This window comes from Zunongwangia endophytica (assembly GCF_030409505.1).
In the GTDB taxonomy this organism is placed as follows: Bacteria; Bacteroidota; Bacteroidia; order Flavobacteriales; family Flavobacteriaceae; genus Zunongwangia; species Zunongwangia endophytica.
This window is the reverse complement of sequence record NZ_JAUFPZ010000002.1, coordinates 139864-157353: the sequence shown is the minus strand read 5'-3', so window position 1 is coordinate 157353 and position 17490 is coordinate 139864. Positions and strand designations below refer to the sequence as shown.

The window sequence follows — 17490 nt, the reverse complement described above, 5'->3', positions numbered from 1 at the left end:
TTAAAATCCAAAATTCAATCCTAAAATAAAGGTACGACTTTGCGGGTATGAGCCTTCATCAACACCAGAGCGCAGGCCACTGTAAGAATTTACATCAGGATCAAAACCGGTATATTTTGTCCAGGTTATCAGATTAGTTCCGGTGAGATAAACAGCAAACTTTGAAAGTCCCAGTTTACTTGTAAATTCCTGAGGAAGCGCATAGCTTAAGTTCACATTCTTAAGTTTCAGGTAGGACCCGTCCTCCACCCAACGGCTTTGTATGCGACTGTCGCTTTGTAAAGGGTCATCCCTGACCGGTTTAGGGAAATCGGTCACATCGCCCTGCTCCCTCCATCGGTAAAGCGCATCGGTAGAGAGGTTATTATAGCGTACTACAGAATTGCGCTGGTGATTAATCTCACTGTAGATATCATTACCATACGAAAACTGGAAAAATACACTAAGACTAAAGTTTTTATAGGAGAAATTATTAGTGATTCCTCCGAAAAAGTCAGGAGTGGCGTCACCTATAATCTGACGATCATCTTCATTAATAATATTATCACCGTTTACATCTTCCCAGATAGGGTCTCCTCCTTTAAAAATAGGGCCTTGCGCCCCATTGGTAACCGCAGCAATATTATCTTCGTCTCTAGCATAGACTCCATTGAAACGGTAGCCGTAAAAAGTTCCAATAGGCAGTCCTTCCCGCAAGATATGATAACTTCCGTTCTGGATATATCCATTGGTTAAAAGTTCATCCGGCAAATCGGTAACCTCATTGTGGTTTGCACTGATATTGAAATTGGTATCCCATTTAAAATTCCCTACCAGGTTTCGGGAAAATAATGTAAACTCCACTCCGGTATTGCGTATGCTTCCTATATTTTGAGTAATATAGGTGAATCCGGTGGTCCGTGGTATAGGGACATTATACAACAGGTCATCGGTTTGTTTTATATAATAGTCCGCGGAAAGATTGATCCTGTTTCTCCACAACGAAAGATCTAAACCAGCATCATATTGGGTGGTAGTTTCCCAGGTAAGTCCGGCATTAGGCATCACTGTAGGCGCTGCACCGGAATAATCCAGATAATTTATACCAACTGCAAATTCCCCCTGGGAAGTATAGTTCCCTATGGCCTCATTACCTGTTTGTCCTGCACTAAAGCGCAGTTTGGCATCGGTAAGTACTTGATTGTCTCTTAGGAATGCCTCATCGGAGAAACGCCACCCCAGCGAAGCTGAAGGAAAATATCCAAAACGATTATCTGCACCAAAACGAGAAGAACCATCTGCCCTTAGATTAACTTCAGCAAGGTATCTTTCTTTGTAGTCATAAGATAGTCGCCCAAAGTATGATAACATGGAATGCTCTGTAGCAATATTAGCCTCCTGGCCTGATATCGTCCCGGCACCATTAAGGGTTCTTATATTATCACTAGGGAAGAACATGCCGTCAAGGCCGGTTTGTTCATAACTCCATTTTTGAAAGCTCATACCGGCTAGGGCCGAAATGTTATGCACCTCGCTAATCTGGCGGTCGTAGGTAAGAAAGGTTTCGTTGCCCCAGGTCAAATTAGTAAGTGAGCGCACAGCCCCACTGTTATAGCCCTCCCTGTAGTCCAGGCTTGAAGGTATGAACTCATCTTCCTTCATGGACACAAAATCCAAATTTACATTACTGCGTAGTTTTAAGCCCTGGCTAAATTGATATTCGGCATACTGGTTACCGATAATACGGTTTGTTTTATTAAGGTGTGTTGCCAATTCTGCCAGTCCCACGGGATTTCGTTTTCCAAACTGATAACCGTTAAGTGAACCGTCTGGTAAATACATGGAATAAGAAGGGGGTCTTATCAACAATTCCCTGACCACACTCAGGTTTCCCGAACCTCCCGCATTAATACGATTATTAACCGCATTGGTATACGAAATGCTCTGCCCAAACTTAAGCTTATCTGAAGCGTTAAAGTCTACGTTGAGCCGGGAAGTCACTCGTTTATAATTATTGTTTAAAATAATCCCGTCCTGATCCAGGAAAGACGAACTCCAGGAATACTTTACATTTTCTGAACCGCCACGTACGGAGAGTTCCACTTTATATTGTGGTGCTACGCGCAGCAACTCATCCTGCCAGTCTACATCCCCGTTATTCCTTGGGCTCAAAGAATCGAGCACTGCAAATATAGGCTCCACAGGATTCTCCATATTGCGATATGAATCCAAAATCACGGTGCGGTATTGACTCGCATTTAGGACACTAAGTTTACGGGTGATCTCACTTACCCCGGAAAATACATTGAAATTAATTTGTGCTCTTCCTGCAGCACCTCGCTTAGTCGTAATCATCACCACCCCGTTAGCGGCACGGGAACCGTAGATAGCCGTAGATGAGGCATCTTTTAAGACTTCAATAGACTCGATATCTCCAGGGTTAATATCCGCTAGTGGGTTAAGTCCAAAATTCTCGGTGCCGTTAAGGGATGAAAGGCTGTTGGACTCGATAGGGACACCGTCCACTACATACAAGGGATCATTTCCTGAGTTGAGCGAAGAGTTACCCCTTACCCGTATAGTCATTCCCCCACCCGGGGCACCCGAGTTAGAAGTGACCTGTACTCCGGCAGCACGGCCCTGAAGTATAGAAACGGGATCCTGCTGATTGGCACGTTCTATCTCTTCACTACCCACGGAAGCGATAGACCCGGTTAAATTTCTTTTTTTCTTTTTTCCATAGCCAACAATGATTAGTTCATCAAGCTCACTGGCTATGGGACGTAGAGATACATTGACTTGGGGTTGAGCATCTACAGCAACCTCTTCAGACTCAAAACCCATATAGGTAAAGATCAGAATACCGTCAGCCGGTACCCGGGTTAGCGCATAAGTCCCATCAAGCTCTGTAGAAACCCCTTTAGATGTTCCTTTAAGAATAACGTTTACGCCAAATAAAGGCTCTTCCGTACCTACCTGAGTCACCTTGCCGGTAACAGTGATTTGTTGAGCGTGTGCAAAAACGGTGTTGAAAAGCACTAGCAATAGGATTACCAGACCACTAGTCGCTTTGTGTTGTCCACCTATTTCAAACGCTATTTTGAATATTGGTTTACCCATAATGAAGATGAATTTATTTAGTTATTAAGCTCTTGCTTGCTTCAAATGTATCATTAAGAAGTAATTTATGCAAACGTTTGCATAAATTATTTAAATAAGTTTTATGTTAAATAAACATAAAAAATCACCTTAAACCCCATTAATTCTTAATTTTTTATAAAATTTCAATACCAATAAAAAAATAATTACGCACGTCATTTTAGGTATTAATCTTATATTTACGCAAACGTTTGTATCTATTATGAAAAGATCACAGATCACCCTAAAAGATTTGGCTAAGGAATTGGATTTATCTGCCTCTACAATCTCAAGGGCTCTTGGTAATCATCCTGCAATAAGCGAAGCTACCACCAAGCTGGTGCAAAAAAAAGCGGAAGAACTGGGCTTTACCCCTAATTCTATTGCATCGAGCTTTAGAAAGAAAAAAACTCAGTCCATAGGCATCATTGTGCCCCGTATCGATATTTACTTTCATTCTCTGGTTATTAGTGGAATTGAGGATTATGCTTACAAAAAAGGATACAATGTAAGTATTTTTCAATCTAAGGATTCCCTCAAGCGCGAACAGGAGATTACCAAAATCCTCCAAAATAAAATGGTCGAAGGACTTATTGTATGTTTAACTATTGAAACCGATACATACGATCACTTCAAAAAATTTAAACGTCTGGGTATTCCCTTGGTATTTTATGATCGCGTACCTAAAGACCAGGATGTCAACAGCATTATAATCAATGATTTTGAAGCATCCTATAAAGCTACGGAACATCTTATTGAAAAAGGTTGCAAACGCATTGCTCATATTGCTGGCAACCAGTTTACTCCAATTTTTAAAGCCCGTTACGAGGGATATAAGGCCGCATTACAAAAACATCATATCAAACAAGACCCCAATTTAATAGGGTTTACAAAAAACCTAAATTACGAGGAAGGAGTGCTGCAGGCAAAACATTTTTTGCAGCAGGCCAGCATACCCGATGGAATTTTTTGTGCCAATGATTATACCGCAGTAAGTGCCTTACAGGTTTTTAAAAAAGCCGGTATAGATATACCTGAAGATACAGCCATTATTGGGTTTAGTAACTACCCTATATCTCAGGTTATTGAACCTCATATTACTACAGTTAACGACCGCGCCTTTACAATGGGTAAGGAAGCCGCCAAACTATGCATACGCTTAATTGAAGACGAGCAAGAGTCAGTAAAAGAAACAATTTCGATACAAACCGAACTCATCATACGTGAATCTACCCTAAGAGGACACTTAAACTAATAATATTTTGGAATTACTAATTCTCTAAATCTTAAAGCTCTTTTCTAAAATGCTCAGTTATTGGTTGCAAAATATAAGTGTTTTTATGATTTAGATCTTTTGTAACATCAAGAAACGGAAAGTGAACTTACAAAAAAGGAAAAAATTAGGCTAAAACTTTGAAATGAGACAATTCCAGATACTAAATACAACTGGAACATTATATCGGGAACAATTGCTTCATCTAAGAACAATCATGGATGAAAGTCGTTTTCAGGAGGAGCTTTTTATTCCTGGTGGTTTATTTAAGAAAAGTATTCCTTAAATTTAAAATCATCGTTGCTGCATTTCGGGCATGCGCATCATGACTAAACCGAACATTCAAATGATCGATGCCTGTCACATCCACCTGTTCAGCCTTTCCAATGATGACACTGTTCCCAATGGAATTGCACTATCCCCTACACTGCATCGGGCTTTTGACCGTGGGCTTATAAGTATAACCAGTGATTATAAAGTAAAAGTATCTAAGCTAGTAAATGACAAGGCTTCTAAGATTACATTATCACAATTTGAGAATCAGTCGATCGATCTACCGGAAAAAGAAAAATGGTATCCTGCTATTGAATCCTTAATCTGGCACCAAGAGCAAATATTTTTAGATTAAATCTCAACATTAAATTTTTACTTATAAAGACTACCAGCCGACTCTAACTTCTTTTTGATATTTCTTCTAAGATCTCGAGGTATCTGGACTTCTATACTATTAAGTATCTAATAGCAATCGCTCCAATTCAGAATTATGATATACTGTAATCAAAAAATAGTAAATATAAATTTCAAAAAATAATCATTGAAATTATTTGATTTCTAACGTAAAAAAACTCAGCCTCTCATATTGAGGCTGAGCAATTAAAATTTCAACTTTCAAGCCGCTTTCTCAAATCATCCATATTCTTACTTATTTTATCTTCTAAAACACGAGCGTAAATTTGAGTAGTCGCTATTTTAGTATGTCCTAATAGTTTTGATACTGTTTCTATAGGCACTCCGTTGCTTAGGGTCACTGTGGTCGCAAAAGTGTGTCGAGCCATATGAAAGGTTAAATTCTTTTTAAGTCCGACAAGCATAGCAAGTTCTTTAAGGTATAAATTTACTTTTTGATTGCTACACTGTGGTAATAACTTATCGGTGACCTGTGTAACAGGATGATTTTTATACTTTTCTAAAATTTTGAGGGCTGGTTCTAGTAAAGGTACTTTAACAGCGCTATTCGTCTTATTCCGTTTTGTAATAATCCAAGCTTTTCCATCAATACCAATGTTTATTTCTTTTTCGCTTAGCTCCATCAGATCACCATAACTTAAACCTGTATAACAACTAAAAATAAATAAGTCCCGTATTCGATCCAGTCGATCTATTGGAAGTTCCGCATGCTGTAGATTTGACAACTCATTTTTAGATAGAAATTCACGTTCCCTCTTTTCAAAAGTCATTTTCCACCTTCTAAAAGGATCTTTATCGAGCCATTCTAAATGAAACGCCAGGGTTACCATTTTACGCAAGCGCTGAATATGTTTCATCACCGTATTATGGCTCATCGCCTTATGATGACCTCTAGGATAGTAATTAAAAAGAAAAGCTTCAAAATCACTCAGAAACTTATAATCTAATTGGGAGATAAAAATATCTGATGTCCGCATCCTCTGATGTACATATTCTTTAATATACTTCTCACTTACTTTAAAATTACGAATACTTCCAGCGCTATGGGTATTCCTAATTTTATTCTGATGATATTCGATTAGCTCATTTAAGGTTTTGGAACTCCCTCCTTCACCATTAAATTCAGCTTTAACCAAATCTGAAGTAATCAGCTTTCCTTTGAATTTTAAATCCTGATAAATCTGAAAAAATCTTGCATTAATTTGATCTAAAAATTCATTGAGTTCTACGACTTTTCTAGAATTTCCTTTTAAACGCTTTGTTTTCGAATCCCATAGGCTAAAAGGAATTGATCTCTTTAGACTAATATTAGCTCGTTTCGAATTTACGGTGATACGAGCATAAATTAGGCATTGGTTATTTTTGACCTTCTTTTTATTAAGCCAAAAAACAACTGAAAATGTTTTTGATGTACGCATAATGATGCATGTTTAAAGTGAATAATTCAGTTACTGGAAAGTCAAATCCACCTTTAAAAATCATTACATCGAAATTTATAAAATACACCTGAGGTGTATTTTTAATTTAGAGGTATACTTTAGCTACCAAATAGAATGATATCATACCATTTTAAATGTACCTCTAAAAACGCGAAAACCACGCAATTCCTAGGATTTGCGTGGTTTTGTAATCATTTGTCTTCTCTAAAAGTGACCCCGGCAGGATTCAAACCTGCAACCTTTATTATTTGTTTTCATTTCATGACAAAAGAATTCTAATAAGTATAAAAAATATAATAAAAGTGAAATCTCATATTGAATAAAATATCATCCCTTCAAATTTAAATCAACAAACTTCTGGATCTATAATTTATCTTTCAACAATTCCATTTCCTTCGAAATCTTGGAATCAACCACCCTTGCATAAATCTGAGTGGTAGAAAGCTTGGAATGCCCTAGTAGCTTAGATACCGTCTCAATTGGTATACCGTTTGATAAAGTTACTGTAGTAGCAAAAGTGTGACGTGCTACATGAAATGTCAGTTTCTTTGATATTTTAGAATGCTTTGCTAACTCTTTTAGGTACTGATTAATTTTCTGATTGGAATATACGGGAAGTAAAAATCCACTAACTTCAGATTCTCTTCGATATTTTTTAAGAATTACCTTTACCTTAGGAAGTATCGGTACTTTAAAAAGTTTACCGGTTTTTTCTCTTTCTTTTACAATCCATTTATTGCCGTCGATACCTTTAACGATATGTCTACGTTCTAATGATTTTGCATCACCATAAGATAATCCCGAATAACAGGAAAATATAAAGATATCTCTGGTTCTTAATAAAGTTTCTCTCTCAATATCTAGGTTTTCCAAAGCTTCAATTTCTCTTTTCAGCAAGTAATCTCTTTCCTTATTTTTAAAATGCAACGAATACCTCGCAAAAGGATCCTTTTCAATCCATTCCATTTTCAAAGCCAAATTTGTCAACTTTTTTAAGCGTTCCAAATGCTTCATAACCCCATTATTAGTAGGTCTGCGTCGATGTGTTTTCGGTATGTAATCACGCAGGAAGTGTTCGAAATCTGTTATAAAGCGATAGTTAAGCTGCTTGAGATAAACATCTTTAGTTTTCATCTTGACCCCAAGGAATTCTAAAACATATTTTTCCGTGGTATAATAATTTTTCATCGTTCCCGGTTTTAATACCGAAGTCATTTTGGTATTGTGATAGGTCAGAAGTTCGACTAAAGTCTTGTAGGATTCATCTAACCCCAAATAACGAGCTTTAATGCTTTTAGCACTGATGTGCTTATTTTCCTCTTGAAGTTGCCTAAATGACTCATAAATTTTATTGAAGATACGATCTAAGGATTTGTTCACCTGCAAACTCTCTTCGCTGTAGCCTTTTAGTCGGCTTCGCTTTTCATTCCAAAGGCTTAAGGTAATTCTACGTTTAAGGCTAAGCTCAGTACGTTCTCCATTTACAGTAATTCGTGCATACAAAGGAGCTGTTCCATTTTTTGTTTTAGAGAATTTTGGAGTAAAAATAACTCCAAAACTTACAGCATTTTTCATAGTGTTCCGTTTTCAAATTAGACAAAAGGCGTGAAAACGAAAGTCAAATCAATATAAGCTACAAGATAACCAAAAAAAGGTCACCGAATAGGTCACCGAATAGGTCACATTTTTAATGATTTTAAATGATCTTAAAAAACATCATAAAAACAAAAAACCTTGAAAATCAATAGATTAACAAGGTTTTTAATACCATTTATATATGGTCTCAGTCGGGATGACAGGATTTGAACCTGCGACCCCACGCCCCCCAGGCGTATACGCTACCAGACTGCGCCACATCCCGAATTAACAACCACAAATTAAATAGGAACGTTTATATTTTCCAAAATATTTTAAAAAGATATAACTAAAGAATTACCTAATTTTAATTTATTTATCAGCAAAATGTTCCATAAAGTGATCGGGGTGTGCTCCCGTTCTTTTATCATTATCCAAAGAATCAATCTGTTTTACTTCTACTTCAGATAATTCAAAATCAAAAATAGCAGCATTTTGTTCAATTCGATCTTGATGCACACTTTTCGGAATAGTGATCACTCCTTTTTGCAAATCCCATCGAAGTACGACTTGTGCAGTCGATTTTCCATATTTTTCCGCTATATTTTTTATAATGTTATTATCCAAAATTTGTCCACGCATCAACGGTGACCAGCCTTCGTATTGAATGTTGTTTTTGGCGCAAAAATCAAGCATATTTTGCTGAAGCAATTTTGGATGAAACTCATTCTGAAGCAACATCGGTTTGATACTTCCGTTTTCAATAACTGTATCCATCTGATGTTCCACGCAATTGCATAAACCAATTGCTTTTACTTTTCCAGACTTATAAATTTCTTCCATAGCACGCCAGGTTTCATTCAAAGTATCTGGGACAGGCCAATGAATTAAATAGAGATCTAAATAGTCCATTTTCAATTTTTCAAGACTTTCATCAATCGCTTCTAAAGTGCCTTCGTAGCCTTGATCATCATTCCAAACTTTGCTGGTAATAAAGATTTCTTCCCGCGCTATTCCACTTTCTATAATAGCCGCTCCTACTCCTTCTTCATTTTTATAAAAACTAGCAGTATCGATATGGCGATATCCTGCTTTCAATGCATAATGAATAGCATTTCTAACCTCTTCACCGTCTTTAGTTTTATATACACCTAAACCCAAATAAGGCATATCTAAACCATTATTTAGTTGTACTCTTCCGTTGATATCTGTAATCTTCATGAGCTCTTTTTTTAAAGGTAATATCTATAAGTTAGACGGAAAATTAAAATAATATATTAACATTATAAAAATTCGTTAAATAGGTTATTATTCGTTTTTTTGCCATCGTTTTTAAAAGAAGCAATAACTTAGGAGTGGCATTAAATTATGAACGGCAACATTATTTACGAAATACTTTTAATTTCTAGTTGTGATGGCGCTTTTAGTTTTCAGCGGCATTTAAATTCCTCCATTTTCTCTGCAAACTTAAACATGGTAAACTCTCCGCAAGAAGGAATAGACTTTATCAATAAAAATAGAACACATATCATTTTCTTGGCGTTCGAAACTAATTTGAAAGATAGCCTTGAAGAACTTCAGAAAATATATTCCTTTACTCGTTCCATACCGATTGTAGTTATTGGTAATGAGTTAAATACGAATTTCCGAATAGAATGCTTACAAAAAGGAGCATCAGACTATCTAATTACCGCTCATCTTGATTCTTTTTCTATCTATAACGCACTACGACAAAATTTAGACCGTCCCAATTATTTTAATGATTTAGCAGAAGTGAAATCTCGTTATAGACAATTATTCCATATGAGCCCTCAGCCCATATTTGTTTATGATCTCAAAACTTTACGTATTACAGATGCTAACAAAGCAGCACGAATTAAGTATGGATATTCGTACAAGGAATTCCTATCCATCACTCTTTCAGATATTAAATCAGAAAAGAAAGTACCAATTTTTTTAAAAACGGCTTACGAGCAAAATAAAGACTTCAATAAAAGCTATCGAGGCATCTTCAAACATCGTACAAAAGGTGGTGATGTTTTAGATGTAGCAATTCATAGTAATCTAATAAAATTTAGTGACGAGCCGGCAAGAATCGTAATTGCTATTGATATTACAAAACAACTTAATATTATTAAAGCGGTTAAAGATCAAAACAAACAGTTACAGGAAATTGCCTGGACGCAAAGCCATATGGTGCGCGCCCCTCTGGTAAGAATAATGTCTTTGGTTTATATGCTGAATGAAAATTTTGATGAGGATTCTGATTTTTACCTTCGGGAAATAACAAGTTCTGCAGAAGATCTTGATCGCATAATCCATGAAATTACCGAAAAAACGACTCAGGAATTTGAAATCTAAGTCACTAATATTGAAAATTATTGAGAAAATCGGTTTTCCGATTTCTTTATCTAATTAATTTATTCAATAAATAGTATTAAATTTTTATATTCATAGCACCCAAATTTTTTGAGCTACACATGCATATCTTTAAAATGAAGTTATTTAACGATTCCGCTTTTAATTACTTTATAGCTACTCTCTGTTTTCTATGCCTGCAAACAAATATTTTCGCGCAGGATTATGGCTCAGACGAATTATTCACAATGGCCAGAAATGCTGCTTTTGAAGAAGATAACTATCCAAAAGCGATTAAACTATCTAAGCAGGCTTTAGATCAAAGTCCAAATTATACTGGTATTCGAGTATTCTTAGGTAGATTATATACGTGGAGTAAAAAAACAGATAGTGCCCGGGTTGAATTCGAAAAAGTATTAAAAGACAATCCAGGTCACGAAGATGGATCTTTTGCCTACGGAAGCTTAGAATATTGGAATGACGACTCTAAAAAAGCTTTAAACCTTGTAAATAATGGTTTGGAAGCGCATCCAGATTCAGAAAATTTATTATTACTGAAAGCAAAAGTGCTTAAAGACCTCAAAGAATATAAATTAGCGCAAGAAGCGAATAGCCGACTTTTAAAAATTAATCCAGGTAACACTGAAGCGCGCTCTTTAAGTCAGCGGTTAACAACACTTTCTGCAAAAAACCAGATAGGTCTCACCTACGATTTTGTTTATTTTGACGAGCAATTTGATGATCCGTGGCATCTTTCCAGCATCGATTATAGCCGACAAACAAAATTAGGATCTGTAGTTGCCAGAGTCAATTATGCAAACCGCTTTAATACCGATGCTTCTCAATTTGAAGTTGATGCTTACCCAAGTATTTCAAAGACTTTTTATGCATACGTAAATGCAGGAATTTCAGATAAAGAAGGAATTTTTCCGGATTATCGGGCTGGGTTCTCATTATATGCCAATCTACCGTGGGCTATGGAAGCTGAAGCTGGTTTCAGACTACTTGGTTTTGATGATGAAACATGGATCTATACCGCTTCCGTAGGGAAATACTACAAAAGCTTTTGGTTCAATTTTAGAACGTTCCTAACTCCCTCTAATAATTCAGTTTCTCAATCTTTTAGTTTTATGACGCGGTACTATTTGGGTGGCGCTAACGATTATCTGAACTTAAGAGTTGGTACGGGACTTTCTCCCGATAATCAGACGAACAATATTTTATATAATAATGGCAATCAATATCGCCTAAAATCGAATAATATTTTTCTTGGTTATCGCAAAACCTTATGGTCTACAAATGTAGTCTTTATAGAAGGTGGATTCGAAAATCAAGAATATCGCCAGGGAGAAAAAGGGAACCAATTTACTATAGGTATTGGATATTTAAAACGTTTTTAAAATGCTAAAAAAGCGTTTAAAACACATTATTTTAATTTTAGTACTGCTAACTCCGGTTTTCATGTTTTTGGCGTGGTTTTTTACTCCTAAGACTAAAATGGTCGCGGCCATAATCGACAAAACGGTGTTAACTAAAGAAGGCCAAGAACACATTTCGTTAGATTGGATACTAAATTATAAAAAGTACACAAAAACAGCTACTAAATTTTATGACCGAAGCGAAGACTATTTTGGATTTTTCCCTAAAGAAAATGAAGAATTTGATCTTCGAGGTTTAGAGCGTTTTTCTTCAAACAAAATAGAACAGCTTAGCACAGATGCCGATTTGGTTTATTTTACCGATACCTACGGAATTTACACCAACGAATGGTACGAGCAAAAAAACCAGACAGAACGATCGGGCATCGTTTACGGCGGATTGAAGGAAAATGACATGGAACTTCTTCAGAAAATGAAGCAAAAAAACAAACTCATCATAACCGAGTTTAATACGTTTGCCTCACCAACCAAATATACCATCCGGCGTAAATTTGAAAAGACATTCGGTATTGAATGGACTGGCTGGACAGGCCGCTATTTCGACAATCTAGATACCTTAGTCAATAAGGAACTACCGCGTTGGCTTATACGCAATTATTTAAATCAGCATGATAACGAATGGCCATTTAAAAAGTCCGGAATTGCTTTTGTGCATGAAAACGATCAGGTAACTATTTTAGAAGACAGCATTCACTTAAAACGGGACATTCCGCAAATTTTAAGTAATAACTACGGAAAAGAGCGATTTTCACTTCCCGAGGAAATGAAGTATCCTTTTTGGTTTGATATCGTTCAGAACAATTCAAAAATCAATAAAACTGCTGCTAATTATAAGATTTACACTACTGAAAAAGGAAATGAAGAATTAAAGAAACATGGCATTCCAAATGCATTTCCGGCAGTAACATATCATATCGATAGTGATTATGAATTCTATTATTTCTCGGGTGATTTTTGTGACAATCCAATAACTATGACGACCTCTTACTTTAAAGGAATTGGCTTATTTAAGCGCTTTTTTTATAGCGAACAGGATAAAACCGAGAGAGCCAGCTTTTTCTGGAAGTTTTATCGCCCTATGGTGCAAACCATCTTAGAAGATTATCAGACGAAACTTGAAACAAAAAACGGAGAAAATTAATTAGAATATTTGGCGTAAATCGAGTCTGGAACTATTTTTCCGCCATTTGTTATTTTAGCATTTTTTTGTTTAAACCGAGTATAGGCATTCATAACACTTTCTTTCTGTTCGGGAACATTTACCGATCGTGTTTCCATATTGCTAGTTAATTCGTACAAGCGATCTCCGTTTAGATGATAGTTTCCTACCACATAATCTTTCATATTTACCTTTGTTTGTATTAAAGGGATTTGATGAACATTTCTAAAGCTTACAACAGTGTCAAGTCCTTCTCCTAACCAGCTGGTGTTTTCAGGTAGATCAAAACTGTAATTCGATTTAAGCATTCTTAAAATACTAGGTGCAATATCGATATGCGAGGATATAGAAGCCATTTCTGATGCTCTCTCCAGCATAGGTGAATACATAATCAATGGAACGTGATATCGATCTATAACCGTAGCCATTGGGATTTCTGGCAAACGATGATCTCCCGTAATTAGGAATATTGTATTCTCAAAATCTGGACGCTTCTCATAATCTTCGAAAAACTTTTTCAGCATCGCATCTGTATACAAAATACTAGCATATTGGGCTCGATAGGTTCTATAATTTTCTTTTTTACTTTCGGTAAAATCCAGCTCATCCAATCGTTTTTCAAAGCGCTGATCGAATTCCTGCTGACAATTAATTTTGAAAGGATTATGGGAAGAAACAGTAAGCAAAACATCCAAATGTGGTTTTATGTTTTCGCCAAAAGCTGTATTTTTTAGAAATTCATTATAAAGTGCTTGGTCATCGTAGCCCCAGGTAAAACCATTGGTTTCTGGCAACAATCCGGTGTTTCCAGAAAAATCATCAACATCGACCAGCTTATCGACCTTATTTCTATTTAAATAAAGCGCCATATTATCGAAACTTGCATCGCCGCCATAGTAAAATGAAGTTTCGTAGCCATTATGCTTCAAAAGATTTAACAAGGAAAGTTGATCGGGCATTTGCTCTCCCAATCCCAAATAACCACTTTGTGCAAATGGTAGCGATCCCAAAATAGAAGGTAGTACAGCAAAAGTTCGGCCTCCCTGACTAAGGAAATTTTTCCAGTATAAACTCTTAGTAGAAAGCGAATCTAAGAAAGGTGTGAAATTCCCTAAATACGCACCTTTATTTGTAAATGCACGTCCTAAACCTTCAACCAGAACAATAACAATATTCGGCTTTTTTTCATTTAAATTAAAAAACGGAGAAAGAACATCGCGATCTAATTCGGTGTGATAAAATGGATAATTTCCTTCATCTAAATATTCAAATTCGACAATCGAGTTATCTAAATTATCATAAATGCCGATATAATTATCTGCATAAATATCGATGTCATAATCTGTTTTGGGAAAAAAGTAATAATATGAGCTTGTAAAGAAATAATCTGATTTATTGGCTACTAGGTTGCTAGCATAAGTAGTTTTCATACTTAACTGACTCCATCCTGAAATATCTGGTGTAAAAAATACAATAACAGAAGCTAAAGGATAGATTGCAGAGACAAACAATGGTAATTTTATGAATTTTGGTAACCACCACAAAATAGTGATGCAAATACCAACAACGACTAAAAATTGAAGTATCGCTATAAAACTCAAGCCCCCAGACGCTCCCAAGGTTTGCTGAACATCTTCTATTGAATAACTAAATATATCTGCTCCTAGTAAATTTAAAGAAGTTGTAAAATATAAAACCAAACCCGTTTGAACTATCGCTGCAACACAGATAAAACTTTTAAACGCTATTTTTGCTGATTTTGGATGAAAAACATAAAGAATCACATAAAAAATATAACAGAAAACGCCCCATTTCAACCAAAGTAGAACATCCATCCAGCAGCTGTAAAGCAGTAAATTGAAGAGGCTTTCTGGTAAAGAATGAAGTGCTGCGTTATAAATTAGCTCCAATATACTCAAGATGAAGAGTAGCAGTAACCAAACTATCGATAACGAAAAGAAGTCCCTAGTAGCATAAATTAGCTTTTCTCTAAAACTTAAATAATCGAAGGATTCCTGAGACATAAAATAAAATATGGATCACTAAACTACTAAAATAAGGTAATTGAAACTTAATTTAATGATAAATACTAATTGTACTAAGCAATTGCCAATTCCCCTACTATACGAGAAGATAGAATTGATGTCAAATCCTGTAGATCATCATAATTAAATCCTTTGATGTCTATCACTTTACCGTGATGAGAATCAGATTTCAAAATTAGCATATCCTTCTCTATGCGGAATTCAAAAATATCTTTGAATAGGATTTTTTTCGATCTTAATTGCTGACCAGCGTATACTAATTTTTCATCATCCCAATAAATTGTAGCTTGTTTTGGATAATAAAAATACATTACCAAGTTTAGGCTACCAGCGAATAGAAACATTGAAAACAAAAGCGTACTTATGGGATGATCGGCTTCCAATAAATTAGCTATACCTGAAACAATAAAAAACACTCCTGAAATTAAAGGCAGATGTTTTACCCAAAATGGCGAATTTCTCTTAATTGTATTTTTCATCTTATGCAAATTGTAGATTAGCTTCTGAATTAAAATCTTTCTGTAATTGCTGAATATCTTCCGCTTTAAATCCTTCTAAACTTAACATTGTTCCGCCAGCTGCTCCTTTCTCAATCGTTAGGTGATGATCTGAAATATTGAGGTGATCTACTTCGGAAAGAGAATAAGCTACAGGTTTTTGGCGCCACTTCTTTAAAATAATCTTTTCACTATCCCAACTTATTGATTCTTCTGTAGAGCCACCGTAATAATATTGAATAACAAAATATGCAATTCCAATTATAAAATAGCCATAATACATCAAACTGAAATCATCTTCAAAAAAAAGCAATGCAAATGCAATAAGCGTGTAGAGCAAGCCAAAGACATTATAATAACGCCTTCTAAAAAAGCCATGATGTTTTTCAATTTTCTGCATAAAAAAAGGATTTCAGTTAAAAATACTGAAATCCTTTAATATTTCCTATAATAATTTATGCTAAACCGTTTTTACTTTTAATTCTTTACGGGTTGGTTTTGCTTCTGCATTTAGAGGCGTTCCGTATAAATCGAAATCGGCAGCTTCTGTAATCTCAATATCGTAATATTCGCCAGTTTTGAGATAAATTTCAGTAGCATCAATTAAGACTTCATTATCTACATCTGGCGAATCAAATTCGGTTCTACCAATAAAATAATTTCCTTCTTTACGATCGATAATTACTTTAAAAGTATTGCCTATTTTCTGCTGATTCAATTCCCACGAAATTTGCGACTGTATTTCCATAATCTCGTTTGCACGTTCCTGCTTTACATCGTCTGGAACATCATCTTCCAGATTATAGGCATGTGTGTTTTCTTCGTGAGAATAGGTAAAACATCCTAAACGTTCAAAGCGCATCTCTTTTACCCACTCTTTCAATTCCTGAAAATGCTCTTCGGTTTCTCCCGGATAGCCAACAATAAGCGTTGTTCTAATCGTCATTTCTGGTACGATTTCACGAAATTTATATAAAAGATCTGTGGTTTTTTTATGAGTAGTTCCTCGACGCATTGATTTCAATAGATCATCTGAAATATGCTGCAATGGAATATCTAAGTAATTACAAATTTTTGGTTCTCGCTTCATGATATCTAAAACATCCAAAGGAAAACCGGTTGGAAATGCGTAATGCAAACGAATCCATTCTATACCTTCAACCTTAACTAAATTCTCCAATAATTCAGCTAAATTTCTTTTCTTATAAAGATCAAGACCATAATAGGTAAGATCTTGTGCAATAAGAATCAATTCTTTTACACCGTTGGCGGCAAGTTTTTCAGCCTCAGTAACCAGATGTTCGATTGGTGTAGATTTATGTCCCCCACGCATTAAAGGAATCGCGCAAAAACTACAAGGACGATCACAACCCTCAGCAATCTTCAAATAAGCGTAATTCTTTGGTGTCGTCGTTAATCGTTCACCAATCAATTCGTGTTTATAATCAGCTTCCAATGCTTTCAATAACCCAGGAAGTTCTGTTGTACCAAAATATTGATCTACATTTGGGATCTCGTTTTGTAAATCTGGCTTATATCGCTCACTTAAACAGCCAGTTACAAATACTTTATCTACATCGCCCTGCTCCTTCTTTTCTACAAATTCGAGAATAGTGTTTACCGACTGTTCTTTTGCATTATCGATAAATCCACAGGTATTAATAACAACGATATTTCCATCTTCTTCGTGAACAACGTCTTTATCATTCGCTTTTAACTGCCCCATTAACACTTCGCTGTCGTAAACATTCTTACTACAACCAAGGGTTACTACATTTATCCTGTTCTTTTTTAGCGACTTAGTCCTCATGTAAAATCTTCGTTTAGGAGTGCAAAAGTAGTGAAGATGAACGAAATACTAAGGCTCTCATGGAAAAATTAGCGCTTTTGCTGAATTTAGG

At 35.7% G+C, this 17490-nt stretch carries 14 protein-coding genes and 1 tRNA gene; 6 read left to right on the top strand and 9 right to left on the bottom strand.

Translation table 11 applies throughout. The features are described 5' to 3' along the window. A complete protein-coding gene (locus tag QWY91_RS00920) occupies positions 1 to 3099 on the bottom strand; it encodes a SusC/RagA family TonB-linked outer membrane protein (protein WP_290230775.1) in 3099 nt (1032 codons plus the stop codon). Positions 3100 to 3340: 241 nt separating this feature from the next. On the opposite strand from QWY91_RS00920, the gene QWY91_RS00915 reads away from it, so the two are divergent. The 3 genes from QWY91_RS00915 (at position 3341) to QWY91_RS00905 (ending at position 5018) form a co-directional block, all read left to right on the top strand. Then, on the top strand, positions 3341 to 4372 hold the full coding sequence (locus QWY91_RS00915; protein WP_290230773.1) for a LacI family DNA-binding transcriptional regulator: 1032 nt from the start codon (positions 3341 to 3343) through the stop codon (positions 4370 to 4372). Positions 4373 to 4535: 163 nt separating this feature from the next. Then, positions 4536 to 4676, top strand: a complete 141-nt coding sequence (locus tag QWY91_RS00910) for a hypothetical protein (RefSeq protein WP_290230771.1) — start codon at positions 4536 to 4538, stop codon at positions 4674 to 4676. A 21-nt stretch (positions 4677 to 4697) separates the two neighbouring features. Beyond that, positions 4698 to 5018, top strand: coding sequence for an HNH endonuclease (locus QWY91_RS00905; RefSeq protein ID WP_353958658.1), 321 nt, complete (start codon positions 4698 to 4700; stop codon positions 5016 to 5018). 253 nt (positions 5019 to 5271) lie between these two features. On the opposite strand, the gene QWY91_RS00900 is transcribed toward QWY91_RS00905, so the two are convergent. From QWY91_RS00900 to QWY91_RS00885, 4 genes are all read right to left on the bottom strand, one after another. After that, entirely contained in the window at positions 5272 to 6495 is a 1224-nt protein-coding gene (locus QWY91_RS00900) for a site-specific integrase (protein ID WP_290230768.1), read from the bottom strand. A gap of 384 nt (positions 6496 to 6879) precedes the next feature. Next, positions 6880 to 8091, bottom strand: a complete 1212-nt coding sequence (locus tag QWY91_RS00895; RefSeq protein ID WP_290230766.1) for a site-specific integrase — start codon at positions 8089 to 8091, stop codon at positions 6880 to 6882. Between the two features lie 212 nt (positions 8092 to 8303). Beyond that, positions 8304 to 8377 (bottom strand) — tRNA-Pro (locus QWY91_RS00890). An 86-nt stretch (positions 8378 to 8463) separates the two neighbouring features. Beyond that, on the bottom strand, positions 8464 to 9312 hold the full coding sequence (locus QWY91_RS00885) for an aldo/keto reductase (protein WP_290230763.1): 849 nt from the start codon (positions 9310 to 9312) through the stop codon (positions 8464 to 8466). A 147-nt stretch (positions 9313 to 9459) separates the two neighbouring features. Between QWY91_RS00885 and QWY91_RS00880 the strand changes: the two genes are divergently transcribed. The 3 genes from QWY91_RS00880 to QWY91_RS00870 all read left to right on the top strand — a co-directional run bounded on the left by QWY91_RS00880 (position 9460) and on the right by QWY91_RS00870 (position 13029). Continuing rightward, a complete protein-coding gene (locus QWY91_RS00880) occupies positions 9460 to 10452 on the top strand; it encodes a PAS domain S-box protein (protein WP_290230761.1) in 993 nt (330 codons plus the stop codon). A 119-nt stretch (positions 10453 to 10571) separates the two neighbouring features. Then, positions 10572 to 11849, top strand: coding sequence for a YaiO family outer membrane beta-barrel protein (locus tag QWY91_RS00875; protein ID WP_290230759.1), 1278 nt, complete (start codon positions 10572 to 10574; stop codon positions 11847 to 11849). Between the two features lies 1 nt (position 11850). Further along, the gene (locus QWY91_RS00870) at positions 11851 to 13029 is read left to right on the top strand and encodes a hypothetical protein (protein ID WP_290230757.1); all 1179 of its coding nucleotides are present in this window, start codon (positions 11851 to 11853) and stop codon (positions 13027 to 13029) included. Here QWY91_RS00870 and QWY91_RS00865 read toward each other — a convergent pair. The 4 genes from QWY91_RS00865 to rimO form a co-directional block, all read right to left on the bottom strand. Further along, positions 13026 to 15071, bottom strand: coding sequence for an LTA synthase family protein (locus QWY91_RS00865; protein WP_290230755.1), 2046 nt, complete (start codon positions 15069 to 15071; stop codon positions 13026 to 13028). The genes QWY91_RS00870 and QWY91_RS00865 overlap by 4 nt on opposite strands. A 74-nt stretch (positions 15072 to 15145) precedes the next feature. After that, positions 15146 to 15571, bottom strand: a complete 426-nt coding sequence (locus QWY91_RS00860) for a hypothetical protein (protein WP_290230754.1) — start codon at positions 15569 to 15571, stop codon at positions 15146 to 15148. A 1-nt stretch (position 15572) separates the two neighbouring features. Further along, on the bottom strand, positions 15573 to 15989 hold the full coding sequence (locus QWY91_RS00855) for a hypothetical protein (RefSeq protein WP_290230752.1): 417 nt from the start codon (positions 15987 to 15989) through the stop codon (positions 15573 to 15575). A 60-nt stretch (positions 15990 to 16049) separates the two neighbouring features. After that, positions 16050 to 17399 (bottom strand): 30S ribosomal protein S12 methylthiotransferase RimO, encoded by a 1350-nt coding sequence (rimO, locus tag QWY91_RS00850; protein WP_290230750.1) that lies wholly within the window; start codon positions 17397 to 17399, stop codon positions 16050 to 16052. Positions 17400 to 17490 lie beyond the last annotated feature (91 nt).